The organism is Kitasatospora sp. NPDC051170, from assembly GCF_044455705.1.
Classification (GTDB): Bacteria; Actinomycetota; Actinomycetes; order Streptomycetales; family Streptomycetaceae; genus Kitasatospora.
On sequence record NZ_JBITFA010000002.1, the window covers coordinates 87,171 to 112,177 of the forward strand.

Sequence of the window (25,007 nt, forward strand, 5' to 3'; positions counted from 1 at the left end):
GTTCGTGGGGACGGGCCGCCCCTCCCCATCTCTTCGACCGATGGAATCCCGATGCCGCTCACAGACTTCGGTCAGGCCGAACTTGGCGCCTACAAACCAGAGTTGACAACACCACCGGACTTCGACGAGTTCTGGCGGCGCACCCTCGCCGAGGCCCGCTCGCACGGCGGGGCGGTCAAGGCCGAACGCGTCACCGCGCGGACCGGCCTGCGCACCGTCGAGGTCGACGACGTACGTTTCCCCGGCTGGAACGGCGAGCCGGTGGCGGCCTGGCTGCTGCGCCCGCGCGGCGCGGCGGGCCCGCTGCCGGTCGTCGTCACCTACATCGGCTACAGCGGCGGCCGGGGACTGCCCACCGAGCACCTGTTCTGGTCCGCCGCCGGCTACGCCCAGCTCGTCGTGGACAGCCGCGGCCAGGGCCACGACACCCCCGACCGGACCGTGGGCGAGGGCACCCAGTGGGCCGAGGGCTTCATGACCCGCGGCATCGACTCCCCGGAGAACCACTACTACCGGCGGCTGATGACCGACTGCGTGCGCGCCGTCGACGCCGTCGCGGAGCTGCCCGGCCTCGACACCGACCGGATCGTCCTGACCGGCGGCAGCCAGGGCGGCGGCCTGGCGCTCGCCGTCGCCGGGCTCACCGGGGACCGGGTGGCCGCGGTGATGCCCGACGTCCCGTTCCTGTGCCACTACCGCGAGGGCGCGCAGACCTCCCTGGACGGGCCGTACCAGGAGCTGGTCAAGTACCTGCGCTGGCACAGCCGGGAGCGGGTGCGGCCGACCTTCGCCACCCTCGCCTACTTCGACGGCGTCAACTTCGCGCAGCGGGCCACCGCCCCGGCCCTGTTCAGCGTCGGCCTGATGGACCCGGTCTGCCCGCCCCGGACGGTCTACGCCGCCTTCAACCACTACGCGGCCGAGGACCGGAGCATGACGGTGTGGCCCTTCGCCGACCACGCGGGCGGCTGCGGCTCCAACCCGCCCGTCCAGCTGGCCTGGCTGCGCGAGCGCGGGCTCGCACCGGAGGCCCACGTATGAGTACCCCAGCCATGAGCGCCCCGGCCTTCCCCCACCTTCCCCCCGGCTTCCGCTTCGGCGCCGCCACCGCCGCCTACCAGATCGAGGGCGCCCACGAGGAGGACGGGCGCGGCCCGTCCATCTGGGACACCTTCAGCCACACCCCGGGCCGCACCCACGGCGGCGCCACCGGCGACACCGCCTGCGACCACTACCACCGCTACCCGCAGGACGTCGCCCTGCTGCGGGAGCTCGGCGTCGACACGTACCGCTTCTCGCTCTCCTGGCCGCGCCTGCTGCCGGAGGGCACCGGTGCGATCAACCAGAAGGGCCTGGACTTCTACGACCGGCTGATCGACGAACTGCTCGACGCGGGCATCGAGCCCGCCGCGACCCTCTACCACTGGGACCTTCCCCAGGCCCTCGAGGACCGAGGCGGCTGGCGGGTACGGGAGACGGCCGAGGCGTTCGCCGAGTTCGCGGCCGTCGCCGCCGACCGCTACGGGGACCGGGTCGAGCGGTGGATCACCCTCAACGAGCCCTTCTGCTCCGCCTTCGTCGGCTACGCCGAGGGCCGCCACGCCCCCGGCGCCCGGGAGGGCCGCGGGGCGCTCGCGGCCGCCCACCACCTGCTGCTCGCGCACGGCCTGGCCGTCCGGGAGCTGCGCGCCGCCGGGGCCCGCGAAGTCGGCATCACACTCAACCTCGACCGCCTGCACCCCGCCTCCGGCCGCTCCGAGGACCTGGCCGCGCTGCGCCGGGCCGAGGTCCTGCACAACGAGGTGTGGACGGAACCGCTGTTCGCCGGGCGCTACCCCGAGCACGAGGCCGAGACCTGGCAGGGCCTGGCAGACGGCCCCTGGCGGCGGCCGGGCGACCTCGAACTCATCGGCGCCCCACTGGACTTCGTGGGCGTCAACTTCTACCGGCCGGCCACCGTCGCGGCCGCCCCGCACCGCGAGCCGGACCGGGAGCTGCGCACCGCCGTGGACATCGGCGTCGCCGAGAGCGACCCGTACGGCACCCGGCAGACCACCATGGGCTGGCCCGTCGTCCCGTCCGCGTTCACCGAGCTGCTGTGCAACCTCGACGCCCGCTACCCGCAGCTCCCGCCGATCTGGATCACCGAGAACGGCTCCGCCGAGGCCGACAGCCTCACCCCCGACGGCCACGTCCACGACGCCGAGCGCATCGACTACCTGGCCTCCCACCTCACCGCCGTCGCCGACGCCGTCACCGCCGGTGTCGACGTACGCGGCTACTACGTCTGGTCCCTGCTGGACAACTTCGAGTGGGCCCGCGGCTACGACCAGCGCTTCGGCCTCGTCCGCGTCGACTACGACACCCTGACCCGCACCCCCAAGGACAGCTACCACTGGTACCGGGGCCTGATCACCGCGCACCACGCGCGGACGGAGGAACCTGCACGATGAAGTTCACCGACGGCTACTGGCTGATGCGTCCGGGCGTCACCGCGCGCTACGCCACCGAGGTCGCCGACGTACGCGCCGAGGACCACCGGCTGACCCTCTACGCGCCCGTCCGGCACGTGCGCGGCCGCGGTGACACGCTCAACAGCCCGCTGCTGACCGTCGAGTGCTGGTCCCCGGCGGAGGGCGTGATCGGGGTGCGCGCCACCCACCACGCCGGATCGGTGCAACGAGGTCCGGAGTTCGCGCTGCCCGGCGCCGCACCGGGCAGCGGCAAGGTGCACCGGGACGGCGACGTGGTCGAACTGAGCTCCGGCGAACTGACGCTGAGGGTGGACACGGCCGGGCCCTGGCAGCTGGAGTTCTCCGCCGGCGGCCGGGTGCTGACCACCGTGGGCGAGCGCGGCACCGGCTTCGTCACCGACGCGGACGGCCGCCACCACATGCTCGGGCAGCTCTCCCTCGGCGTCGGCGAACTGGTCTACGGACTGGGGGAGCGGTTCACCCCGTTCGTCCGCAACGGCCAGGTGGTGGACATCTGGCAGGCGGACGGCGGCACCAGCAGCGAACAGGCGTACAAGAACGTCCCGTTCCACCTGACCAACCGGGGCTACGGGGTGTTCGTCAACCACCCCGGCAAGGTCGGCTACGAGATCGGCTCCGAAGCCGTCGGCCAGGTGCAGTTCAGCGTCGAGGACCAGTCGCTGGAGTACTTCGTCGTCCACGGCCCCACCCCCAAGCGGATCCTGGAGCGCTACACCGCCCTGACCGGGCGCCCCGCGCTGCCCCCGGCCTGGGCGCTGGGGCTTTGGCTGACCACCTCCTTCACCACCGACTACGACGAGGCCACCGTCAACCGCTTCGTCGGCGGGATGGCCGAACGCGGCATCCCGCTGAGCGTGTTCCACTTCGACTGCTTCTGGATGCGCGGGTACCAGTGGAGCGACTTCCGCTGGGACCAGGACACCTTCCCGGACCCGGCGGGCATGCTCGCCAGGCTCAAGGAACAGGGGCTGCGCGTCAGCCTGTGGATCAACCCGTACATCGCGCAGAAGTCGGAGCTGTTCGCCGAGGGCGTGCGCGGGGGCTATCTGGTGCGCCGCCCGGACGGCACCGTCTGGCAGTGGGACCTGTGGCAACCCGGTATGGCCCTGGTCGACTTCACCAACCCGGCCGCCCGCGCGTGGTACACGGGCAAGCTGCGCACGCTGCTGGACGTCGGCGTGGACTGCTTCAAGACCGACTTCGGCGAACGCATCCCCACCGATGTGGTCTGGCACGACGGCTCCGACCCGGAACGGATGCACAACTACTACACCCAGCTGTACAACGAGGCCGTGTTCGAGCTGCTCCGCGAGGTGCGCGGGGAGGGCGAGGCGCTGCTCTTCGCCCGCTCCGCCACCGCGGGCGGCCAGCAGTACCCCGTGCACTGGGGCGGCGACTGCGAATCGCACTTCAACGCCATGGCGGAGTCGCTGCGCGGGGGCCTGTCCCTCGGCCTGTCCGGCTTCGGCTTCTGGAGCCACGACATCGGCGGCTTCGAGGGCACCCCGACCCCCGCGGTCTTCAAACGCTGGGCCCAGTTCGGCCTGCTCTCCTCGCACAGCCGGCTGCACGGCAGCAAGTCCTACCGCGTGCCGTGGGAGTTCGGCGAGGAGGCCGTCGAGGTCACCCGTGCGTTCACCCTGCTCAAGCACCGCCTCGCGCCCTACCTCCAGCGCGCCGCCCAGCAGGCCCACGCCACGGGCCTGCCGGTGATGCGCGCCATGGTGCTGGAGTTCCCGGACGACCCGGCCGCCGCCACCCTCGACCGGCAGTACATGCTCGGCGACGACCTGCTCGTCGCCCCGGTGTTCACCGAGGACGGCACGGTCGAGTACTACGTGCCCGAGGGCACCTGGACCAACCTCCTGACCGGCGATCAGGTCACCGGCCCGCGCTGGGTGCGCGAGCAGCACGGCTTCCACACCCTGCCGCTGCTCGCCCGCCCGGACTCCGTCCTCCCGCTCGGCGCTGATGACCAACGCCCGGTCTCCGCCTGGGCCGAGGGCGTGGAACTGCGCGTCCACGCCTTCGCGGACGGCGCCGAGCGCACCGTCGTCATCCCCGGCACCGAAGGCACCGGCGAGACGGCCCGCTTCCACCTGCGCCGCACCGGCGACCGGCTGACGGTCACCACCGACAGCCCGCACCCGTGGCAGCTGAGGACCGGCGGCCCGGACGGCGCCCTGCACGTCCACCCGGCCGGCACCCATGAGGCCGAGCTGCCCCACCCGGCCTGACCGCACCGAAGGCGGGGCTCCGGCTCGGAGCCCCGCCTTCGGCACCCGTGCCCGTGCCCGTACTCAGGACCGCGCCACGTCGCGATCACCGCGGGTCGGGCGGGTCAGCGTTGCAGGGTGAGGAGGCCCGGCCGGTACGGCAGTTGCAGGTACGGGCTGCCGTCGCTCCTGGGGTCCCTGCCCTGGTAGAGGAACTGCAGGTGGCAGGCGTCGACGGTCATGGTCTGGTCGGGGTTGTCGCGGACGAGGTCGCCGTGGCTGATGTCGTTGGTCCAGGTGGCGCCGCTGTTGGCCTTGCCGGCGAAGGGGTTGCTCTCGGTGGCGGCCTGCGGGGTCCACGGACCGTCGAGGCCGGAGGCCGTGAAGGAACGGAAGTAGCGCCCGTTCGCCCCCCTCGCCTCCACGAACATGAGGTACTGGTTCTGGCCCTGGACCTTGTAGACCTGCGGCGCCTCGAACAGGTTGGCCTCCGTGTCGCTCATGACCGTGGTGAAGGAGCCGAAGCTGCCGGGGAAGTTCCCGATCGGCATGCCGGCCCGGTAGATGCTGCCGTTGTCGCCGGCGAAGAACAGGTACATGTTCTGGTCGTCGGCGATCAGGGTCGGGTCGATCGGGCCGCCGGTCGGGAGGCTGCCGGTGAACAGGTTCTGTGGCGCGGACCAGCCGTTGGGGTTGGTGGGGTCGCTGGACGTGCGGTAGGTGAAGGACCAGGAGGTACCCCATCCCAGGGACGCCAGCACCCAGATGTTCTTGGGCGCGAAGTAGAACAGCTGGGGCGCCACCGCGGACTGGGGCAGGCCGGTCTGGGCGGTCGAGGCCAGGTCCGACCAGTTCGTGAAGGGAGCGAACGCCATCGTCCTCCATGACGAGCCGTCAGAGGTGGTGGCGTAGACGAGGTGCTTGCCGTTGTACGTCGTGGTGGTGAAGTCCTTCAGCGCGACCCATCCGTTCGCGGGCTGCGCCAGCGGACCCGTCGACGTCCAGTGGTACGTCGACGGAAGGGCGCACGAGGTCGTGGAGAGGCCGGTCCACTGCTGGTTGGCGGCGCCGGTGCAGTTCCAGAGCTGCACGGCCGTGCCGTTGGCGGTCCCGCCGCCCGAGACGTCCAGGCACAGCCCGGACTCCACGCCGACGATCGTGCCGTCGGCGTTCACCCGCCACTGCTGGTTCGCACCGCCGGTGCAGGCCCAGATCGCCACCCTGGTCCCGGCCGAGGTGGCGTGGCCCGGGACGTCCAGGCACTTGTCGCCGTACACGGTCAGCTGACTGCTGTCCGTCGACGTCCACTGCTGGTTGGCCCCACCCCAGCAGTCGTAGATCTGGAGGTTCGTGCCGTCGGTCCGGGCGGCGCCCGGTACGTCGAGACACCGGCCGGAACCCGTGCCGCGCACGGCGCCGGTGGCGGCGGCGTGCACCGGGCCGATGGTGAGCATCGCTGCCAGTGCGGCCAGGACGGCGACGGCGGAGGTGAGCACCGCGAACGGGCGTGTTCGGTGGGGAGTTGGTCTGCGCATGGGGTCTCGTCATCCTTGAGCAAGCGGCTCTGGTGGGGGAGGATGGTGCAGATTGTTAGCGCTAACAAATCATTGCCGGAAAGGACTGGCGGGAGTGAGCGCTGATCCCACGTTTATAGACCTGGATCCTCGACCGTGTCCAGGGATGTGCGAGCGCGGTGGGCACTCGCCGTCGGGTCCGGTCACCGTGGCCGTAGTACCCGCCCGGCATGCGTCCGGGCGGTTGGGACGAACAGAGGAGCCGACCCTTGTCCTACAGCATTCGCGCGGGCGGTCTGGAACGGCACACGGCCGCGGAGATCCTCCGCATCGAGCCCTGGGGACCGGACTCCGTCCGGGTACGGGCGTCCTCCGGGACCATCGACCCCACCGCCCCCGGCGCGTTGGAGAGCCCCCCGCCCTGCCCGGACGCCGAGGTGTCCGTGTCGGACGACGGCAGTGCCCGCCTGGTCAACGGCAGCATGGCCGTGGAGGCGTCGCCGGACGGCCGGCTGACGTTCCGCCACGCCGTGTCGGGCCGTGAACTCCTCGCCGAGAGGAACCCGCGCCCGCATCCCGCCGGCCCCCGCGTCCACGCGGCGGGCGGCCGGACGGAGCAGCACTTCGAGGCGTACGACGGCGAACGGCTGCACGGCCTGGGGCAGCATCCGCACGGCCGCCTGGACCAGAAGGGCTGCGTGATCGACCTCGTCCAGAGCAACACCGTCGCCGCCGTCCCGTTCCTGCACTCCTCGCGCGGGTACGGACTGTTGTGGAACAACCCCGCCACGGGCCGTGCCGAACTGGGCGCCGACACCACCCGGTGGACCGCCGACGCCGGCGGGCGCATCGACTACTGGATCACCGCCGGCGACACCCCGGCCCGGATCCTCGACGCCTACACCGGGGCGACCGGCCGCCCGCCCCTCCTGCCCGAGTGGGCCTCCGGCTTCTGGCAGTCGAAGCTGCGCTACCGCACCCAGGACGAACTCCTGGCGGTGGCACGGCAGTACAAGGAACGCGGACTGCCGCTGTCCGTCATCGTCTGCGACTTCTTCCACTGGCCGAGGATGGGCGACTGGCGCTTCGAGGAGAGCGAGTGGCCCGACCCCGCCGCCATGGTCGAGGAACTGGACGATCTCGGGGTCAAGCTCGCCGTCTCGGTGTGGCCGACCGTCGAGCCCGGCAGCGACACCTACGACGAACTGCGTGCGAACGGGCACCTCCTCCGGGACGCGAACGGCGGTCTGCTGACCTTCCCGTGGCCGTCCCGGTACGCCGGGGAGGCGTTGATCCGCCCGATGGCGTACTACGACGCCACCCACCCCGGCGCCCGCGCCGCGCTCTGGCAGCGGCTGAACGACAACTACCGTTCGCTGGGCGTGGCCTGCTTCTGGCTGGACGCCTGCGAACCCGACCTGCTGTCCCGGGAGACCGCCGGGCGAGCCGTCTACGCTGCCGGGCCGGCCGCCGAGGCCGCGAACCTCTACCCGCTGGAGCACGCCCGCGCCGTGGCCGACGGCCTGCGCGCCGACGGCGAGGACCGGCCGCTGTCGCTGATCCGCTCCGCCTGGGCGGGCAGCCAGGCCCACGGGGCCCTGCTCTGGTCCGGGGACATCCCCACCACCTTCGACTCCCTCGGACGCCAGATCAGGGCCGGGCTGAACGTCGCGATGAGCGGCATCCCCTGGTGGAACACCGACATCGGCGGCTTCTTCGGCGGTGACCCGGACGACCCCGCGTACCGCGAGCTGCTGATCCGGTGGTTCCAGTACGGCACCTTCAGCCCCGTCATGCGGCTCCACGGGGACCGCGCGCCCAACTTCCCCGCCTTCTCGGCGGACATGACCGGCGGCCCCAACGAGGTCTGGTCGTACGGGGAACAGGCGTACGGCATCCTGCGCGAGCACCTGTCGCTGCGCGAGCGCCTGCGCCCGTACCTGACCGGGCTGTCGGAGGACGCCCACCGCACCGGCGCCCCGCCGATGCGCCCGCTGTTCTTCGACTTCCCCGAGGACGAGCACGCGTGGGAGGTGGACGACCAGTTCCTGCTCGGCCCCGACCTCCTGGTGGCACCGGTGTATGAGCCGGGCGCCCGGACCCGCCGGGTGTACCTGCCCTCCGGCACCCGCTGGGTCGACCCGGTCACCGGCCGCGTCCTGGACGGTGGGACGACGCTCGACGCGGACGCCCCGCTGGAACGCCTCCCGGTCTTCGCCCGGGAAGGCGCGGAGGTCGCGGGCCTGCTCCGCTGACCCGGGCGGGAGCCGCTCAGCTCCCGCCCATGCCGCCCTGAGCGGCGACCATGGTCAGGTTCAGCCCGTTCACCGCCCGGGCCAGGCCCGGGGTGCCGTCGGCGAGCCGGGCGGTGAGCGCGGCGATCCGCCCGCCGTGGGCCCGGCGCTCGTGCGCGGAGAGCACCAGCCGCAGGTGCCCGTGGGCGGCCAGCGCCGCGAGGACCGCGTCGCCGAACGGCACCGCGGCGACCGGTGCGTCGCCGCGGACGGCCTCGGCCACCCGCGCCTGGAGGTCCAGGGCCTCGCGCGGATCGTCCATCGCCACCGTCCGGTGCGGAGCGACCGGGCCGTAGGGGTCGCGGTCGGCCATGGTCACCGCGCCGAGCACCGCGAGACGCTCCTCGACGGCCTCCAGGGTGTCCTCGCGGCCGCGCCTGATCCACGCCTTCCAGGAGCGGGGCCGCTCGGCCACCTCCGCGAGCAGCGCGTCCAGGACCGGATCCCCGGTGGCCGCGGCGGAGACGACCCGGACCCGGCCCGCCCCGTCCTCGTCGACGGCGTCCCGGTGGGCGAGCTCGGCCAGGGCGGCGGCCCGCACCAGGAAGCCGGCCCGGGCGCGGTCCTGCAGCGACTGCGCCCGGGTGTCGAAGGCCAGCAGGTAGGCGTCCAGATGAAGTCCTCGGCTCATGCCACCGACCATACGGCGAGCCGCCCCGCCCGCCGTCGCCCTTCGGGACGACCCGCCCTCCGCCTGCGGGAGCACACCCGCACCGGGGCGGAGATCACCCCTGTGGGGCGGGCGCCTCCGCCCTCGCCTCGATCACCAGGGCGTGACCGGGGCGGTTGGTCAGGCTCGGGGCGGCGAGGCCGACTTGGGCGAGGTACCGGCCGGTCAGGGTGAGCGGGGTCGTACGCCGTGCCCAGGCGGGCCAGGTGTGCTCGGGGGACGACAGCTCGGGGCGCACCCGCAGGGTGTAGCGGGATGCGGGCTCCAGCCCCGGGAGGCGTACGGGCGCGCCGTTCTCGGAGGCGGAGGTCTCCAGCTGGACGTAGGCGAAGAGGGCGTGGGCCCGGTCCCGCGAGACGACGCCGTGGACCCAGGCGGCCGGGTCGGGGTGGTCGGTGCGCACGACGTCGCCGCCGTGGAGCAGCGGCCGCAGCCGCTTGTAGGCGTCGATCCACGCGGCGAGCGCGGTCAGGTCCTCCTGCGGCCAGCCGGAGATGTCGGACTCGATGCCGGCGTGGCCGAACAGGGCGGTGGCGCAGCGGAAGGCGAGCGTCGTGGCGCGGTGGCTGATGTGGGCGGGGGAGGAGCCGACGTGGGAGCCGATCAGCTCGTAGGGCAGGAGCAGGCTGGTCCAGCGCTGGATGGCCTGGCGTTCGATCGGGTCGATGTTGTCCGATCCCCAGATCCGGTCCGTGCGTTCGAGGATGCCGAGGTCGGCGCGGGCCCCGCCGGAGGAGCAGGACTCGATCTCCAGGCCGGGGTGACGGCCGCGCAGGTCGTCCAGGAGCCGGTAGACCGCCGTCGTCTGGGCGTGGACGCCGGGGCGGCCGTCGTGGACGGCGTCGGCGAGGTCGCGGTTGTGGTCCCACTTGACGTAGTCGACGCCCACCTCGCCGACGAGGGTGCTGATCCGTTCCAGCAGGTAGGCGTAGGCGTCGGGGTTCGCGACGTCCAGGACGTGCTGGTTGCGCTGCTCGGACGGGAGGCGCTCGGGGTCGGCGAGGAACCAGTCGGGGTGGGCGCGGGCCAGGTCGGAGTCGGGGTTGACCATCTCGGGTTCGAACCAGAGGCCGAACTGCATGCCGAGGCCGTGGACGTGGTCGGCGAGCGGGCGCAGTCCGTCGGGCCACACCTTCTCGTCCACGTACCAGTCGCCGAGTCCGGCCCGGTCGTGGCGGCGGTGCAGGAACCAGCCGTCGTCCACGACGAACCGTTCCACGCCGACCTCCGCCGCGGTCCGGGCGAAGGCGTGCAGTCGCTCGGGGTCGTGGTCGAAGTAGACCGCCTCCCAGATGTTCAGGGTGACGGGCCGGGCGGTGGCCGGGTGCTGCGGCCGGGCCCGGAGCATGGCGTGGAATCCTCGGCTGATCCCGTCCAGACCCGTGCCGGAGGCCGCGAAGTACACCCACGGGGTCCGGTAGGACTCGCCCTGCGCCAGCCGGATCTCGCCCGCGTCCAGCAGCTCGCCGCCGCCGAGGACGGTCGTGCCGTCGGCCAGCCGCTCCGCGTACTGGACGTGGTTGCCGCTCCAGGCGGGGTGCACGCCCCAGACCTCGCCGTGCCGGAAGCCGAAGCCCTCGGTGCCGGCGAGCAGGAGCCCGGCGTCGAAGCCGGTGCGGCCACGGCGGCTCTCCCTCGACCGGACGCCCTGCCGCAGCGGGGAGCGCTGCGGGGAGCGCTCACGGGCCCAGCGGCCGGCGAAGTCCAGCAGCTCCGCGGCGTGGGCGGGGAGCGGCAGCACGCAGGTCAGTGCCTCCAGGGTGTAGGTGTCCGTCGCCGTGTTGGTCAGGGTGTGGCGCAGCCGCACCACGCCGTGCTCCGTCATCCGCAGCTCGGTGTCCAGCGCGAGCCCGGCGCCGGAGTCCAGGGCCCGCACGCGGACGGTGCCACCCCGGCCGTCCTGGGCGCGTACGGCGACCGGTTCGGCGAGTGCGAAGCGCGGAGGGCGGACCCGGCCGTCGCGGTGCCCGGCCAGGGCCGGGCGGCCGAACCAGCCCCAGCCCCGGCCCTGGGAGGGCATCAGGCTCCCGGCCTGGTGCCGGGAGGTCAGGCCCATGGCGTCGAGCACCTGTACGGCGTCACCGGCGCTGAAGCCGGGATCGGGGCCCCAGTGCAGCACTCGGGGCAGCTCGGGTCCGGTGGTGTCGAGCGCGAGGGCCGTGTCACCGGCCGACAGCACGACGAGGTTCGCCTCAGTCATTTCGTCCTCGTTCGGGGGGGTTCTGGTACGGGCCTCTGCACGGGTCGTTCCCGGGGTCACGGGCGGTGGAACGGCGTGATGGCGAGGGTGAAGTCCGCGGCGCCGAGTTCCAGCCGGTGCCGGGGCAGGACGCCGGGGCCGCACGAGGCGCTGCCCAGGCCGTGGACGGCGTGGTCGGTGTGCAGGTGGACCACCGGGCCGGGTGTCAGCTCGGTCGGGTGCCGGGCGTCGGCGAGTTGGCGGTCGCTCCAGCGGCGGGCGGAGAGGTGGAAGAACTCCTCGCCGTGGACGCGGACTCCCTCGCCCGCCCCGTTACTGATCTCGGCCCACCGTACGTCCGCCCGGTTGCCGTTCTCCTGCGGGTGTACGTAGGGCGTCTGCAACTGGTCGACGGTGGCGCGGAAGCGGCCCACCCGGGCCGCCTGCCGGGAGTCGGGGTAGGACTCGCCGGGGCCCGCGCCGAACCACTCGACCGAGGACAGGTCGGCGGGCAGCTGCCAGTCGAGGCCGATCCGGGCCACGGAGCGGGAAGCGCTGCGGCGGACCAGTTCCCGGTACTCCTGCGGCGGCAGGGCTTCGTCCACCAGGCTCGCGGAGGCGGCGTCCTCTCGCTCGGGCCAGTGGCCGGCCGGTTCGGTGTGAACGTGGAGCCGCAGGCCCGTCCCGTAGCTGCTCCATCGGTACGTCGTCAGGTAGCCGCAGCCGACCGAGGCGGCGCCGCTGCGGACCATGACGGTCAGCCCGTGGGCGCCGGGGGTGACGGAGACGGTGCGGTGGCGCAGCCGGTTCAGGCCGCGGTCCTTCCAGTAGGCGGCGTCGGGCTGGGGCCAGCCGCCGCGGTCGTTGTCGGTGGGTGCCCGCCAGAGGTTCAGTCGCGGTCCCTGGAGGGGCAGTTCGCCGAGGCCCAGCAGGAGTCCGGTGTCGGGGTCGAAGCGGCCGGGGCCGAGCCGGATGCACCCGTCCTCGATGTGAGCGTTAACAGTAATGCCGTCCGGGCGGCTGCGGTCCGGTGCGGAGAGCGGGAGCTGACCCCAGGCGACGAGGTGGCCCTCGGGGGCCCAGCCGGTGGCCTCGGCCAGCTCCGCCCGTACGGTGAGCCAGAGTTCGCCCTCCTCGTGCCCGGCCGGGGGCAGGTCCGGCGCGGGCAGCGGCAGCGGGCCGCGTTCACCGGCGGCCAGGCGCGGTGCGGGCAGTTCGCCCCGGGCCAGCTCGGTGCCCTCGCGCTCCAGCGACCAGGTGAACCGCAGGTGCGACAGGTCCAGGACCTCGTAGCGGTTCTCCACGGTCAGTGTCCCGGGTTCCGGGCCGGGGCCGATGCGGACCGGGGCGATGACCTCGGCGTACTCCAGCAGACCGGGCGAGGGGGTGCGGTCGGGGAAGAGCAGTCCGTCGCAGACGAAGGTGCCGTCGTGCAGGTCCTCGCCGAAGTCGCCGCCGTAGCCGAAGAATTCGCGCCCCTCGGCGTCGCGCGTCCGCAGCCCTTGGTCGATCCACTCCCACACCCAGCCGCCCTGCACTCGCGGGTACGCGTCGGACAGCCGCTCGTACTCGGCCAGGCCGCCCGGGCCGTTGCCCATCGCGTGGGCGAACTCGGTGAGCAGGTACGGCTTGCGGTTGCGCGGATCGTCCGCCGGGTCGCCCGAGCCGGCTCGCGCGGGGTACGACATCTCACCCGGAAGCAGTTCCCCCCGGCCGATGCGGGCCACGGCCGCGGGCGGGCGGTACATCTCGCCGAACACGTCGGTGTACTCGGCGAGCCGGTCGCCCTCGTAGTGGATCGGGCGGGAGGGGTCGCGCTGGCGTACCCGGTCGGCCATCTCCCGCAGGTTCCGGCCGTCGCCCGCCTCGTTGCCCAGCGACCAGAGGACGACGCTCGGGTGGTTCTTGTCCCGCTCGACCGTGCGCTCCGCGCGGTCCAGGAAGGCGTCGCGCCAGCGGGGGTCGTCGGAGGGGTTGCGCTGCCATCGCTCCTGGTCGGCGTACTCGAACCCGTGGGTCTCCAGGTCGCATTCGAGCGCGACGTACAGCCCGAGTTCGTCGCACAGGTCGAGGAAGGCGGGGTGCGGCGGGTAGTGGGAGGTGCGGACGGCGTTGATGTTGTGCCGCTTCATCAGCTCCACGTCCCGGCGCATGGTCTCCGGAGAGAGGGTGCGTCCGTGGTCGGGGTCGAACTCGTGCCGGTTGACCCCGCGCAGCACGACCCGGCGCCCGTTGACCCGCAACACCCCGTCCTCGCCCACGGCGACGGTGCGGAACCCCAACCTGACCCGGACGCGTTCGGTCGCCGTGCTCAGCTCGGCCTCGTACAGGTGCGGGTCCTCCGCGCTCCAGGGCCGTACCGCGGGCAGCCGGAACCCGTCGCCGGCCGGCCCGTCGATCCCGAGGGCCGGCACGGTGATCCGCACGGGCGCGTCCGCGTCCACGCCCACCCGCAGACGGCCCGCCCCCGTGGCGGCGTCGTAGTCGGCCCGCACGAAGACGTCCCGGATGCCGCCGGCCGGGCGGGCCAGCAACCGGACGTCGCGGAAGATGCCCGACAGCCGCCAGGTGTCCTGGTCCTCCAGGTACGTGCCGGCGGAGAACTGGTGCACCCGCACCGCCAGCAGGTTGCGGCCCGGGCGCAGCACGGCCGACACGTCGAACTCGACGGGCAGGCGGCTGCCGTAGGTGACGCCCAGTTCCGTCCCGTTGAGCCAGACCCGGGCGCAGGAGTCCACACCCTCGAAGCGCACCACGGCCGGCACGCCGTCCCAGGACTCGGGCAGGTCGAAGGCCCTGCGGTAGTCCCCGGTCTCGTTCTCGTCCGGAACGAAGGGCGGGTCCAGGGGGATGGGGTAGGCGACGTTGACGTAGATCGGGCGGCCGTGGCCGTGCAACTGCCAGTGCGAGGGGACGGGCAGGGTGCCCCAGGAGCCGTCGTCGAACTCCAGGCTCTGGAAATCGTCCGATGTGCTGCGCAGGGTGGGCGAGAAGCGGAACGCCCACGATCCATTGAGATCGAGCACGGGAGCGTCCGTGTCCAGTGCCGCGCGCGGCGCAAGGCCCCCACGGCCGATCGCGAAGTCCTCGAAGTAGCGTGCCGACATGCGGAAGTCCTCCGATGATCTCGGGTGATGCGCGTGACCGTACTATCGAAGGCTCCTTGCGGGAAGTGCCGCCCAGGCCGCCGGCCGGCACCACTGCCGGACGGCGCCACCACCACCGGACGGCACCACCACCGCCGGCCGGTCAGGAGGCCGGGGGAGAAATCCTCGGATCCGCGGCAACCCTTTGCGGAGCCTGCGGCAACAAGAGGTCGGATCCCGGCCCGTTCCGGTGCCGGGATCGGCTCCCACCTCGTGCACGGCTCGCAAGGAGAACGTCAAACCATGAGCGAATCCCCCCGCAGTGGCCGCCGCGGGCGCCACCGCCGTCGCCTGAGCGCCACGGCCCTGCTGCTCGCCGTGCCCCTCGGCGTCGGGTCGTACTTCGTGTTCGTCCACGCGGACTCGCAGGCGGCGGTGGTCGACGGCGACGGGTACTACCGGCTGGTCTCGGTGCGCAGCGGCCAGGTGCTGGACGTCAACGGGTTCTCCACCGCTGACGGCACCCGTGTCCAGCAGTGGACCGACCAGAACACCGCCAACCAGCAGTGGCGGCTGAAGCCGACCGGGGACGGCTACTACGAGCTGGTGAACCGCAACAGCGGCAAGGTGCTGGGCATCGCGGGCGACTCCACGAACCAGGGCGCCGTCGCCGAGCAGCAGACGGACCGGTCGGCGCCCTTCCAGCAGTGGCGGATCGGCGACGTGAGCGGGGGCGACGTGGTCACCTTCACCTCCCGCGGGAGCGGTCAGGTCCTGGACGTGACGGGCGGCTCCACGAACCAGGGTGCCCAGGTCATCCAGTGGGCCGGCTGGGGCGGTGCCAACCAGCAGTGGAAGCTGGTGAAGGTCCCCGGCGCGTCGGCGGGCGGGGCCGGCGGCTCGAAGGGCTCCGGCTCGTACGTGTGGAGGAACGCCCCGGTGGCGGGCGGCGGTTACGTCACCGGCCTGGTGTTCAACCAGAAGGAGAAGGGCCTGCTGTACGCGCGCACCGACATGGGTGGCGCCTACCGCTGGGACACCGGCGCCGAGCAGTGGGTACCGCTCACCGACTGGGTCGGGCAGAAGGACTGGAACCTGCTGGGCATCGAGTCGCTGGCCACCGACCCGGTCGACCCGGACCGGCTCTACCTCGCGGCCGGCACCTACACCAACGACTGGGCCGGCAACGGCGCGATCCTGCGCTCCACCGACCGCGGCCGCACCTTCCAGCGCACCGAGCTGCCGTTCAAGCTGGGCGGCAACGAGGACGGCCGCGGGGCGGGCGAGCGCCTGGTGATCGACCCCGCGAACCACGACACCCTGCTGCTGGGCACCCGCAAGAACGGCCTGTGGCGCAGCACCGACGCCGGTAGGACCTGGAACCAGGTCTCCTCGTTCCCGGTCAGGGACGGGGCGAGCTTCGGCACCGGCATCTCCTTCGTGACGTACGGCCCGGCCGGCGGCAACACGGTCTACGTCGGCGTCGCCGACAAGTCCACCAACCTGTACCGCTCCACCGACGGCGGCAACTCCTGGCAGGCCGTCCCCGGGCAGCCCACCGGCCAGGTGCCGCAGCACGGCGTGCTCTCCGGTGACGGCTCGCTGTACCTGACGTACACCAACGCCCCCGGGCCCAACGGCGTGACGGCGGGTTCGGTGTGGAAGTACAGCACCTCCGGCGGGGCGTGGAAGAACGTCTCGCCGTCCCAGGGCGGCTACGGGTTCGCCGGTCTGGCCGTCGACCCGCAGAAGCCGTCCACGGTGATGGTCACCACGCTGGACCGCTGGTGGCCGCAGGACGAGGTCTACCGCAGCACCGACGGCGGTGCGACCTGGAAGACCCAGGCCGACAAGTCCGTGCGGGACCCCTCCCTCGCCCCGTACCTCGGTACCGGCATCGGGCACTGGATGACCGCGCTGAGCATCGACCCGTTCGACTCCGGGCACGTGATGTACGGCACCGGCAACGGCATCTGGGCCAGCAAGGACGCCAACTCGACCGACAACGGCGGCACCAGCCACTGGTTCATCGGGGCCCGCGGGCTGGAGGAGACCGCGCTGTACGACGCGGTCTCCCCGCCCGGCGCCGCCGCGCTCATCACCTCGATGGGCGACCAGGGCGGCTTCGTGTACGACGACCTGACGAAGGAGCCGACCGGGCGGCTGGTCAACCCGACGATCTACAACAGCACCTCCCTCGACTACGCCCAGTCCAACCCCTCCCTGGTGGTCCGGGTCGGCCGGGGCGGCGAGCAGGACGGCGCCCTCTCCACCGACGGCGGCCACACCTGGAACGGCTTCAAGGGCGAGCCGGTGCCCGGCGCGGACAGCGGCCACATCGCCGTCGCGGCGGACGGCTCCAGCTTCGTCTGGACCGAGGCCGGCCAGGCCCCGTACCGCTCCACCGACCGGGGCGCGAGCTGGTCGAAGGTCAACGGCCTGGGCAAGGACGCCGTGGTGATCGCCGACCGGTCCTCGGCCACCACCTTCTACTCGCTGTCCGGCGGCACGCTCTACGCCAGCACCGACGGCGGCGCGAGCTTCACCGCCCGCGCCGGCAACCTGCCCTCCGGCAAGCTCACCGCCGTCCCCGGCCTCGCGGGCGACCTGTGGCTCGCCGGCGGCCAGGGCGTGCTGCACTCCACCGACGGCGGGCGCAGCTTCACCAGGCTCTCCTCGGTGCAGTCCGGCACCGCCGTCGGCTTCGGCAAGGCCGCACCGGGCACCTCCTACCAGGCGCTGTACCTGATCGGCACGGTCAAGGACGTCGCCGGCGTCTTCCGCTCCACCGACCAGGGCGCCACCTGGGTCCGCATCAACGACGACGCCCACCAGTGGGGCAACTTCGCCGGCCAGGGCATCATCACCGGCGACCCGGACCTCTACGGCCGGGTCTACATCGGCACCAACGGCCGCGGCCTCCAGTACGGCGACCCGTCCTGACACCACCACTCCCAGCTCGTGCGGCAGGGCTACCAGGAAGGCGGCACCACCGATCGATGCGGTGGCGCCGCCTTCCCGTCCATCGCGGTACCCGACCGCTCCAGGACGATGACCCGCTCCACGAGGTCACCCCGCTGGTTGATCGCTGCCCGCTCCTGAGCCAGCGCCTCACATTCCGGCCCCACGCCGCAGGTGTCCTGGGGCCAGTTGGACGGTCGCGGGCCGGGGTGGCCGCGGCCCGGAGCGCCACCCTGGGCGGGGCCACCAGTGCTGACGTGCGGCTGTCACCGGGGTGGCCAGGCCGGTGTCCGTGACGGCGGTCCAGTGTGCGAGATGCCAGGCTTGGAAGGGCGTCCCATGACTGAACCATGCGGGCGCTGGCTGCTGCCCTCTGGCAGAGTGGCCGTCTCTGCTAGACGATTTTCGTGAGGAACCTTGTGAGCGCGCTCGGTAGCTTCATCTGGTCAATCGCTGACCGGCTTCGAGGCCCTTACCGTCCCAACCAGTATGGGACGGTGATCCTTCCGTTCACGATCCTGAGGCGGCTTGACTGCGTACTCGACGCGGATCGTGCGGCGGTACGGCAGCTGGCTGCGAGGTACGAGAACCCGAACCGGCTCAAGGTCGAGGTGAAGAAGGTCACAGGGCGGACGTTCTACAACACCTCCAACTACGAGTTCGCGAACCTGCTGACCGATGCGGACGGGCTGGCGGACAACCTCACTGACTACATCGACCGGTTCTCGGCCGACGTGGACGTGTTCGAGTACTTCGACTTCAAGAAGGAGGTCCTGGCCCTGGAGAAGGCCGGGCTCCTGCGCGAGATCGTCAAGTCCTTCGGCGCCGTCGACCTGCATCCCGAGGTGGTGTCCAACGCAGACATGGGGGATGCGTTCGAGTACATCATCCGCAAGTTCAACGAGGCCGCGAACGAGACCTCCGGAGACCACTACACGCCACGCGACGCGATCCGGCTGCTGGTCGACCTGCTGTTCGCGGAGAAGGATGCCGACCTTTCCGAGGGCAGCATCATCCGGACGCTGTACGACCCCACAGCCGGCACCGGCGGCATGCTCTCTCTGGCCGAGGAGCACCTGCTCGACCAGAACCCCGACGCGAAGCTGAGCCTGTACGGCCAGGAGTACAACCCGCAGTCGTACGCCATCTGCAAGTCCGACCTGCTCGCAAAGGGCCACGACGCGACCAACATCGCGTTCGGCAACACGCTCACCGACGACGCCTTCAAGGGCCGCCAGTTCGACTACTGCATGTCCAACCCGCCCTATGGGGTGGACTGGAAGCAGTACTCCAAGGCGATCAAGGACGAGCGCGACTCCGCCGGCCCCCACGGCCGCTTCGCACCGGGACTCCCCGCGACCTCGGACGGCCAGATGCTCTTCCTTCTTCACCTGGCCCACAAGATGCGCGCACCTGGGGACGGCGGCGGCCGCGTCGGCATCGTCATGAACGGCTCGCCGCTCTTCACCGGCGCCGCCGAATCCGGCCCCTCCAACATCCGCAAGTGGCTGCTGGAGAGCGATCGGGTCGAGGCGATCGTTGCGCTTCCTACCAATATGTACTTCAACACCGGTATCGCCACATACATCTGGATTCTCGACAACACCAAGCACCCCGACCGCCGGGGCAAGGTCCAGCTCATCGACGGCACGTCGTTCTGGACCAAGATGCGCAAGAACCTCGGGTCCAAGGGACGCAGGATCGGCGACGGTGACCGCGCCAAGGTCGTGCGGTTGTACGCCGACTTCGAGGACGCCGACCCCGAATTCTCCAAGGTCCTGCGCAACGATGAGTTCGGCTACTGGGCCATCACCGTCGAGCGTCCCTTGCTCGATGAGGAAGGGAACCCTGTCGTCGACCGCAAGGGCAACCCGAAGCCTGATTCGAAGAGGCGCGACACGGAGAACGTGCCCTTCGCCTATGGTGGTTCGGCCGTCGGAAGGGCGGGGGAGCGCGAGGTCATCCAGACGTACTTCGACGTGGAGGTGAAGCCGCACGTCCCTGACGCCTGGATTGACTGGTCCAAGACCAAGATCGGCTACGAGATCCCCTTCACCCGCCAGTTCTACAAGTACGTTCCGCCTCGCCCGCTCGCCGAGATCGATGCCGACCTGGAGAAGCAGGTCGCGAAGATCCTCGGGCTGCTGCGGGAGGTCGAAGGATGACCACGACTGTTCCGCTCAGGCGGCTCGTCGATGTCATTGATTGTGCCCATGTCACGGCCCCGTTCGTTGACGATGACCGCCGATTCCCGGTCGCGAGCATTCGAGAGTGCCAGGGTGCATTTGTCGACCTCTCTGATTGCAAATACACGACAAAGGAATTCTTTGACCACCTGCGTGCGTCCGACCGCGCGCCGCGTGCCGGTGACCTGTTGTTCATCCGCAATGTCTCAGTGGGTCTGGTGTCAGCTGTGGCCCCGAGTACCCCCGAGTTCGCTGTTGGCCAGGAAACGGTCCTACTTCGAAGGACCTCGGAGGTCGATCCGACGTTCCTGCGGTATGCACTCGTGGGGGCAGAAGCGAACTACGCCATCGAGTCGGCGATGATCGGCTCCACGTTTCGTCGCATCAACGTGTCGGCGATCCGCGCTCTCCCCATCGCATTGCCGCCGCCTGAAGAACAGCGCCTCATCGCTGACTACCTCGACCGCGAGACGACCCGTATCGACACGCTCGTCGAGGAGCAGCAGCACTTGGTCGAGATGCTGCATCTGCGCCGACGTGCGGTCGTCGACGCGGTTCTCTCGCAGGGTCTTGACCCGGAGACCGCGCGCTTTGGAACCGGTAGCCCGTGGCTGCCGGAGCTTCCCGTCGGCTGGAAGGCCGTTCGCGCGAAGCATGTACTGGCGTTCGGTCCTGCGAGCGGTGTGTCTCCCGCGGCCGGCGGCACCGACGACTTGAAGTCGCTGTCTCTCGGAGCGATCAGGAACGGTCGGGTCATCATGGGGCCCGAGGTAACCAAGTTCGTCGACCGTTCCAGTCTCGAGAGCACAGAATCGCTCAGGCTTCACCCTGGAGACATCCTGCTTGTCCGGGGAAACGGGAACGTGGACCTCGTGGCGCGTGCAGGCCTCGTCGGCCCTGAGTTTGCCGCAGAAAAATACATCTATCCTGACTTGCTCATCCGAATTCGCGTGAACTCGTCCATGCTTCCCGAGTTCTTCGTGTGGGCGTGCAACGCGAGCCCGACGCGCGCGCAGGTTCGGGCCCGAGCCCGAACGGCAGTCGGCACCTTCAAGGTGGCGGGGGGAGACATCCGCTCGTTGGTCCTTCCTGTGCCTCCCATGGACGAGCAACGAGCCATCGTGGCGTTCCTCGACAAGCAGACGTCGAAGATCGACCAGCTGATCGCTGAGACTGAGCGGTTCATCGAGCTCTCCAGGGAGCGACGGTCGGCGTTGATCACGGCGGCAGTGACGGGGCAGATCGATGTACGAGAGGTGGCGTGATGGCCGACCACAATGAGGAGGTCTTCGAGACGGAGATCTGTGAGCACCTCGAGGCTCACGGTTGGCTGTACTCCGCGAACGACCGTGACGGTGGCGAGTACGACCGGGAGCGGGCGCTGTTTCCGGCAGACCTGTTTGCGTGGCTGGACGCGACACAGAAGTCGGCGTACGAGAAGGCGTTGAAGGCGGCAGGGTCGCAGGCGAAGTTCCTCGACGTGCTGACCGCGGCGCTCGATCGGCCGCTCGAGCACGGCGGTGGGACGCTGAACATCCTGCGTAACGGGGTGCAGTACATCGGTGGTGGTCGGTTGAAGATGGCGCAGTTCCGTCCGGACACGTCGCTCAACGAGACCACGGCGGCGCACTACAAGGTCATGCGGGTGCGGGTGGTGCGGCAGGTGCACTTCTCGACCGCTGACCAGCGCAGCATCGACCTGGTGTTCTTCGTCAACGGGCTCCCGGTGGCCACGGTGGAGCTGAAGACCGACTTCACCCAGTCGCTGGACGAGGCCGTCAACCAGTACAGGCAGAAACGCAACCCGTTGACGAACGGTCGTCCTGAGCCGTTGCTGTCGTTCGGTCACCGGGCGCTGGTGCACTTCGCGGTCTCGAACGATCTGGCGGCGATGACCACGAGGCTGGAGGGGGAGAACACCCACTTCCTGCCGTTCAACGTCGGCTTCGACAGTGGTGCCGGCAACCCGCCCGGCGCGGACGGACGGTCCGCGACGGCGTACCTGTGGGAACGGGTCTGGGAGAAGCACGCCTGGCTGAACATCATCGGGCGGCTGATGATCGTACAGACCAAGGAGGAGTGGGACGTCAGTACCGGCACCTCGGTGCGGCGTACGAGCATGCTCTTCCCGCGCTTCCACCAGTGGGAGGCCGTCACGAACATTGTGGACGCGGTGACGGAGGAGGGTATCGGGCAGCGGTACCTGATCGAGCACTCGGCCGGATCGGGGAAGACGAACACCATCGCGTGGACGGCCCACCGGCTGGCACGACTGCATGTCGGTGATCGGAAGGTCTTCGACTCGGTCCTCGTGGTCGTGGACCGCACCGTGCTCGACTCTCAGTTGCAGGATGCGATCCGGCAGATCGACGGCACCGGCAAGATCGTCGCCACCATCAGCCCCGAGGACGTCCGCAAGGCTGGCGCGAGGTCGAAGTCGGGCCTGCTGGCGCAGGCGCTGAAGAACGGTGAGCTCATCATCGTGGTGACACTGCAGACGTTCCCGCACGCTCTGGACGAGATCCGTACCGACGCCGGTCTGAAGGGCAAGCGGTTCGCCGTCATCGCCGATGAGGCGCACTCCTCCCAGTCGGGTCAGATTTCCGCGAAACTGAAGCAGGTGCTGACTGCTGAGGAGATCAAGGAGATCGAGGACGGCGGCGAGGTCGATGTGGAGTCGATCCTCGCGTCGGAGATGACGGAGCGGGCCGAGTCGGAGAACATCTCCTATTTCGCCTTCACTGCGACGCCGAAGAGCAAGACCCTCGAACTGTTCGGCCGCAAGGGTGCCGACGGGAAGCCGCGCGAGTTCCACCTGTACTCGATGAAGCAGGCGATCGAAGAGGGCTACATTCTCGACGTGCTCAAGGGCTATCAGCCCTACGACATGGCACTGAAAATCGCGGGCAAGGCCGGAAGCGGCGATGGGGGCGAGGTCGAGGAGGCCACCGCTCGTAAGGGTCTGATGCGGTGGGTGCAGCTCCATCCGACGAACATCAGCCAGAAGGTGCAGATCATCGTCGAGCACTTCCACACCAACGTCGCCTATCTCCTCGAAGGCAAGGCGAAGGCGATGGTAGTGACCGGCTCGCGCAGGTCCGCGGTGAAGTACAAGCTGGCCATAGACGCCTACATCGCCAAGCGTCGTGCCGAGGACGCCTCGTACAACTACCGCACGCTGGTCGCCTTCTCCGGCGGGGTGACGATGGCCGAGGACGAGACCTGGCACAACGACTGGGGGTCGCAGCCGTCGAAGGACGACGAGTACACCGAGGCCAGCATGAACCCCGGCGCCGGGGCTGACCTGGCAGCCGCATTCAAGGGCGATACGTACAAGATCATGCTGGTCGCCAACAAGTTCCAGACCGGCTTCGATCAGCCACTGCTCTCGGCGATGTACGTCGACAAGAAGTTGCCGGGGATCACCGCGGTGCAAACACTCTCACGACTCAACCGCACCCATCGCACCGCAGGTGGTGAGCAGAAGCGCAAGACGTTCGTCATCGACTTCGTCAACAAGCCCGAGGACATCAGGGCAGCCTTCGAGCCGTACTTCAAGAACGCCACCCTGGAGACCGAGACCGACCCGTACATCGTCGTCCATCTGGCTAACAAGCTCGCCCAGGCCGGGATCTACACCGAGGACGACGTCCGAAAGGTCGCCACGCTGTGGGTGACCCGGAAGGGCAACAATGCGCTCTCGGCGGCGATCAGTCCGGCGCAGCACGACTTCCGGCGCCGCTACGCGAGAGCGATCGAAGACGAGGACAAGGTCACGCTCAACGCGCTCGACCTGTTCCGTAAGGACGTCTCCACCTACACACACCTCTATGACTTCATGTCCCAGATCGTCGACTACGGCGACCCCTACATGGAGATGCTCGCAATTTTCCTTCGCCTGCTGGAAAGGGTCATCGCCGAGTCGGCCTGGGCCGCCGAGGTTGACCTCTCCGACGTGGTGCTGGTCGGGGTGAGGTACGACAAGGCGATCCCGGTCGACATCTCGCTCGTGGGCGACGGGCAGTTGAAGGGCATCAGCGCCGCGGGCACGGGTGCGAAGAAGGATCCGAAGTACGTCGCGCTCCAGGTCGTCATAGACAAGATGAACGACCTCTTCGGTGCTGAATCGTTCGCCGAGTCCCAGATCCGGGAGTTCGTCCAGGGGCTCGTCCAGCGATTGCTCGCTGATCGGAACCTGGTCGACCAGACCAAGGTGAACTCCAAGAAGCAGTTCATGGAGTCACAGGACTTCCAAGCAGCCGTTACGGAGGCGGTCGCAGACAATCAGGACGCCCACAACACGATGGCTGACTACTTCTTCACCGACGGGCCGGCTATCAACGTGATCATCCTCGCCCTCGCCGATGCCTTCTACGAAGCAGCGGTCACTCAGGGTCAACCTGAGTAGGACCGGCGCGGGGCTCAGGCGGCGTCGGCGGCGCCCATCACCCGGGCGATGGGGCACGGTCCGGTGCACTGTTCGGGCGGGGTGCCCAGTGGACGCCGCCGTCCCCGGTGACGTCCTCACCCCCGGCCCCGGCGCCCGCCTGGCCTCCACCCGCTACCGGGACTGGCTCGCGAGGGCCCGCTGATCGCCGCCCGAAAGACGGCCGCCGAGGGCCGGGTCACCCGCGCGGAGTGGGGCCGGCCCTCGATCGGGGGTGTGGATGGCGGAGCGGCCGCTCGGCGAGATCCGAAAGAGATCCGAAAGAGAGGGGCCTAGCGGGGGGTTCCGGGGTGCTGGCGGCGCTTGCGGGCCAGGGTGATGCCGTCTGCCATGACGAGGAGGCTGAGGTCGATGCGGTCGTCGGTTCGGAGGCTGGTGTTCAGGGTGCGGATGGCCTGGGTGTCGTTGTCCTGGGCGGATCGGTCGATCACTCGGCCGAAGAAGAGGGTGTTGTCGAGCACGATCAGTCCGCCGGGGCGGACGAGGTGCAGGGCGCTTTCGTAGTAGGACGGGTAGCCGGCCTTGTCGCCGTCGATGAAGACGAGGTCGAAGGTCTCCTCGCCGCGGTCGGTGCGCAGTCGTTCCAGGGTCGCGGTCGCGTCGCCGACGATGGGTTCGATGCGGTCGGCCACTCCGGCTCGCTGCCAGTACGGGGTGGCCACTTCGATCCACTTGGGGTTGATGTCCAGGGTGACGAGGTGTCCGTCGGCGGGGAGTGCCCGGGCCATGCAGAGGGCGCTGTAGCCGGTGTAGGTGCCGATCTCCAGTACGGTGGTCGCGTTGGTCAACTGCACCAGGAGGGCGAGTAGTTGTGCCTCCTCTGCCATGACCTGGAGTGAGGTTCCGCCGGGGAGGGCGTTGGTCAGTTCGCGGAGTTCGGCCAGGATCGGGTCGTCGCGGAGGGACACCTTCGTGACGTAGTCGAGGAGTTCGGCGGTGAATTCGGTCTGGTGGGCCAT

General features: G+C 70.3%; 13 protein-coding genes. 8 read left to right on the forward strand and 5 right to left on the reverse strand.

All coding sequences use genetic code 11. The annotated features are described in order from the left end of the window. Nucleotides 1–51: 51 nt before the first annotated feature. Genes ACIBCA_RS04360 through yicI form a run of 3 tightly spaced genes read left to right on the forward strand, consistent with a single transcriptional unit; the run spans nucleotide 52 to nucleotide 4,732 of the window. The gene (locus ACIBCA_RS04360) at nucleotides 52–1,041 is read left to right on the forward strand and encodes an acetylxylan esterase (RefSeq protein WP_396281303.1); all 990 of its coding nucleotides are present in this window, start codon (nucleotides 52–54) and stop codon (nucleotides 1,039–1,041) included. Beyond that, nucleotides 1,038–2,453: a GH1 family beta-glucosidase gene (locus ACIBCA_RS04365; protein WP_396281304.1), complete on the forward strand. Its 1,416-nt coding sequence runs from the start codon at nucleotides 1,038–1,040 to the stop codon at nucleotides 2,451–2,453. The genes ACIBCA_RS04360 and ACIBCA_RS04365 overlap by 4 nt, the downstream gene beginning before the upstream one ends. Next, nucleotides 2,450–4,732 carry an alpha-xylosidase gene (gene yicI, locus ACIBCA_RS04370; RefSeq protein ID WP_396281305.1) on the forward strand — a complete coding sequence of 761 codons (2,283 nt, stop codon included), beginning with the start codon at nucleotides 2,450–2,452 and terminating at the stop codon, nucleotides 4,730–4,732. Before ACIBCA_RS04365 ends, yicI begins: the two co-directional genes overlap by 4 nt. Nucleotides 4,733–4,836: 104 nt before the next feature. Here the strand turns inward: yicI and ACIBCA_RS04375 are convergent, their stop codons facing one another. Further along, a complete protein-coding gene (locus tag ACIBCA_RS04375) occupies nucleotides 4,837–6,246 on the reverse strand; it encodes a non-reducing end alpha-L-arabinofuranosidase family hydrolase (RefSeq protein ID WP_396281306.1) in 1,410 nt (469 codons plus the stop codon). A gap of 248 nt (nucleotides 6,247–6,494) precedes the next feature. Between ACIBCA_RS04375 and ACIBCA_RS04380 the strand changes: the two genes are divergently transcribed. Then, nucleotides 6,495–8,480, forward strand: a complete 1,986-nt coding sequence (locus tag ACIBCA_RS04380; protein ID WP_396281307.1) for a TIM-barrel domain-containing protein — start codon at nucleotides 6,495–6,497, stop codon at nucleotides 8,478–8,480. Nucleotides 8,481–8,496: 16 nt separating this feature from the next. Here the strand turns inward: ACIBCA_RS04380 and ACIBCA_RS04385 are convergent, their stop codons facing one another. The 3 genes from ACIBCA_RS04385 to ACIBCA_RS04395 all read right to left on the reverse strand — a co-directional run bounded on the left by ACIBCA_RS04385 (nucleotide 8,497) and on the right by ACIBCA_RS04395 (nucleotide 14,475). Further along, nucleotides 8,497–9,150, reverse strand: coding sequence for a GPP34 family phosphoprotein (locus tag ACIBCA_RS04385; protein ID WP_396281308.1), 654 nt, complete (start codon nucleotides 9,148–9,150; stop codon nucleotides 8,497–8,499). 94 nt (nucleotides 9,151–9,244) lie between these two features. After that, nucleotides 9,245–11,389 carry an alpha-galactosidase gene (locus tag ACIBCA_RS04390; protein ID WP_396281309.1) on the reverse strand — a complete coding sequence of 715 codons (2,145 nt, stop codon included), beginning with the start codon at nucleotides 11,387–11,389 and terminating at the stop codon, nucleotides 9,245–9,247. A gap of 56 nt (nucleotides 11,390–11,445) precedes the next feature. Beyond that, a complete protein-coding gene (locus ACIBCA_RS04395) occupies nucleotides 11,446–14,475 on the reverse strand; it encodes a glycoside hydrolase family 2 TIM barrel-domain containing protein (RefSeq protein ID WP_396281310.1) in 3,030 nt (1,009 codons plus the stop codon). A 282-nt stretch (nucleotides 14,476–14,757) separates the two neighbouring features. On the opposite strand from ACIBCA_RS04395, the gene ACIBCA_RS04400 reads away from it, so the two are divergent. From ACIBCA_RS04400 to ACIBCA_RS04415, 4 genes are all read left to right on the forward strand, one after another. Beyond that, nucleotides 14,758–17,397, forward strand: a complete 2,640-nt coding sequence (locus ACIBCA_RS04400) for an RICIN domain-containing protein (protein ID WP_396281311.1) — start codon at nucleotides 14,758–14,760, stop codon at nucleotides 17,395–17,397. A gap of 437 nt (nucleotides 17,398–17,834) precedes the next feature. Next, nucleotides 17,835–19,580, forward strand: a complete 1,746-nt coding sequence (locus tag ACIBCA_RS04405) for an N-6 DNA methylase (RefSeq protein WP_396281312.1) — start codon at nucleotides 17,835–17,837, stop codon at nucleotides 19,578–19,580. After that, nucleotides 19,577–20,866 carry a restriction endonuclease subunit S gene (locus ACIBCA_RS04410; RefSeq protein WP_396281313.1) on the forward strand — a complete coding sequence of 430 codons (1,290 nt, stop codon included), beginning with the start codon at nucleotides 19,577–19,579 and terminating at the stop codon, nucleotides 20,864–20,866. Before ACIBCA_RS04405 ends, ACIBCA_RS04410 begins: the two co-directional genes overlap by 4 nt. Next, nucleotides 20,866–24,009, forward strand: a complete 3,144-nt coding sequence (locus ACIBCA_RS04415) for a type I restriction endonuclease subunit R (RefSeq protein WP_396281314.1) — start codon at nucleotides 20,866–20,868, stop codon at nucleotides 24,007–24,009. Before ACIBCA_RS04410 ends, ACIBCA_RS04415 begins: the two co-directional genes overlap by 1 nt. A gap of 311 nt (nucleotides 24,010–24,320) precedes the next feature. Here the strand turns inward: ACIBCA_RS04415 and ACIBCA_RS04420 are convergent, their stop codons facing one another. After that, nucleotides 24,321–25,007, reverse strand: coding sequence for an O-methyltransferase (locus tag ACIBCA_RS04420; protein ID WP_396281315.1), 687 nt, complete (start codon nucleotides 25,005–25,007; stop codon nucleotides 24,321–24,323).

What these genes read in the sequence shown, in the direction of transcription:
- ACIBCA_RS04400 (WP_396281311.1), top strand. Translation starts at nt 14,758, where the DNA reads ATGAGCGAATCCCCCCGCAGTGGCCGCCGCGGGCGCCACCGCCGTCGC.
- ACIBCA_RS04395 (WP_396281310.1), bottom strand. Translation starts at nt 14,475, where the DNA reads ATGTCGGCACGCTACTTCGAGGACTTCGCGATCGGCCGTGGGGGCCTT.
- ACIBCA_RS04410 (WP_396281313.1), top strand. Translation starts at nt 19,577, where the DNA reads ATGACCACGACTGTTCCGCTCAGGCGGCTCGTCGATGTCATTGATTGT.
- ACIBCA_RS04375 (WP_396281306.1), bottom strand. Translation starts at nt 6,246, where the DNA reads ATGCGCAGACCAACTCCCCACCGAACACGCCCGTTCGCGGTGCTCACC.
- ACIBCA_RS04390 (WP_396281309.1), bottom strand. Translation starts at nt 11,389, where the DNA reads ATGACTGAGGCGAACCTCGTCGTGCTGTCGGCCGGTGACACGGCCCTC.
- ACIBCA_RS04385 (WP_396281308.1), bottom strand. Translation starts at nt 9,150, where the DNA reads ATGAGCCGAGGACTTCATCTGGACGCCTACCTGCTGGCCTTCGACACC.
- ACIBCA_RS04420 (WP_396281315.1), bottom strand. Translation starts at nt 25,007, where the DNA reads ATGGCCCACCAGACCGAATTCACCGCCGAACTCCTCGACTACGTCACG.
- ACIBCA_RS04415 (WP_396281314.1), top strand. Translation starts at nt 20,866, where the DNA reads ATGGCCGACCACAATGAGGAGGTCTTCGAGACGGAGATCTGTGAGCAC.
- ACIBCA_RS04365 (WP_396281304.1), top strand. Translation starts at nt 1,038, where the DNA reads ATGAGTACCCCAGCCATGAGCGCCCCGGCCTTCCCCCACCTTCCCCCC.
- ACIBCA_RS04360 (WP_396281303.1), top strand. Translation starts at nt 52, where the DNA reads ATGCCGCTCACAGACTTCGGTCAGGCCGAACTTGGCGCCTACAAACCA.
- yicI (WP_396281305.1), top strand. Translation starts at nt 2,450, where the DNA reads ATGAAGTTCACCGACGGCTACTGGCTGATGCGTCCGGGCGTCACCGCG.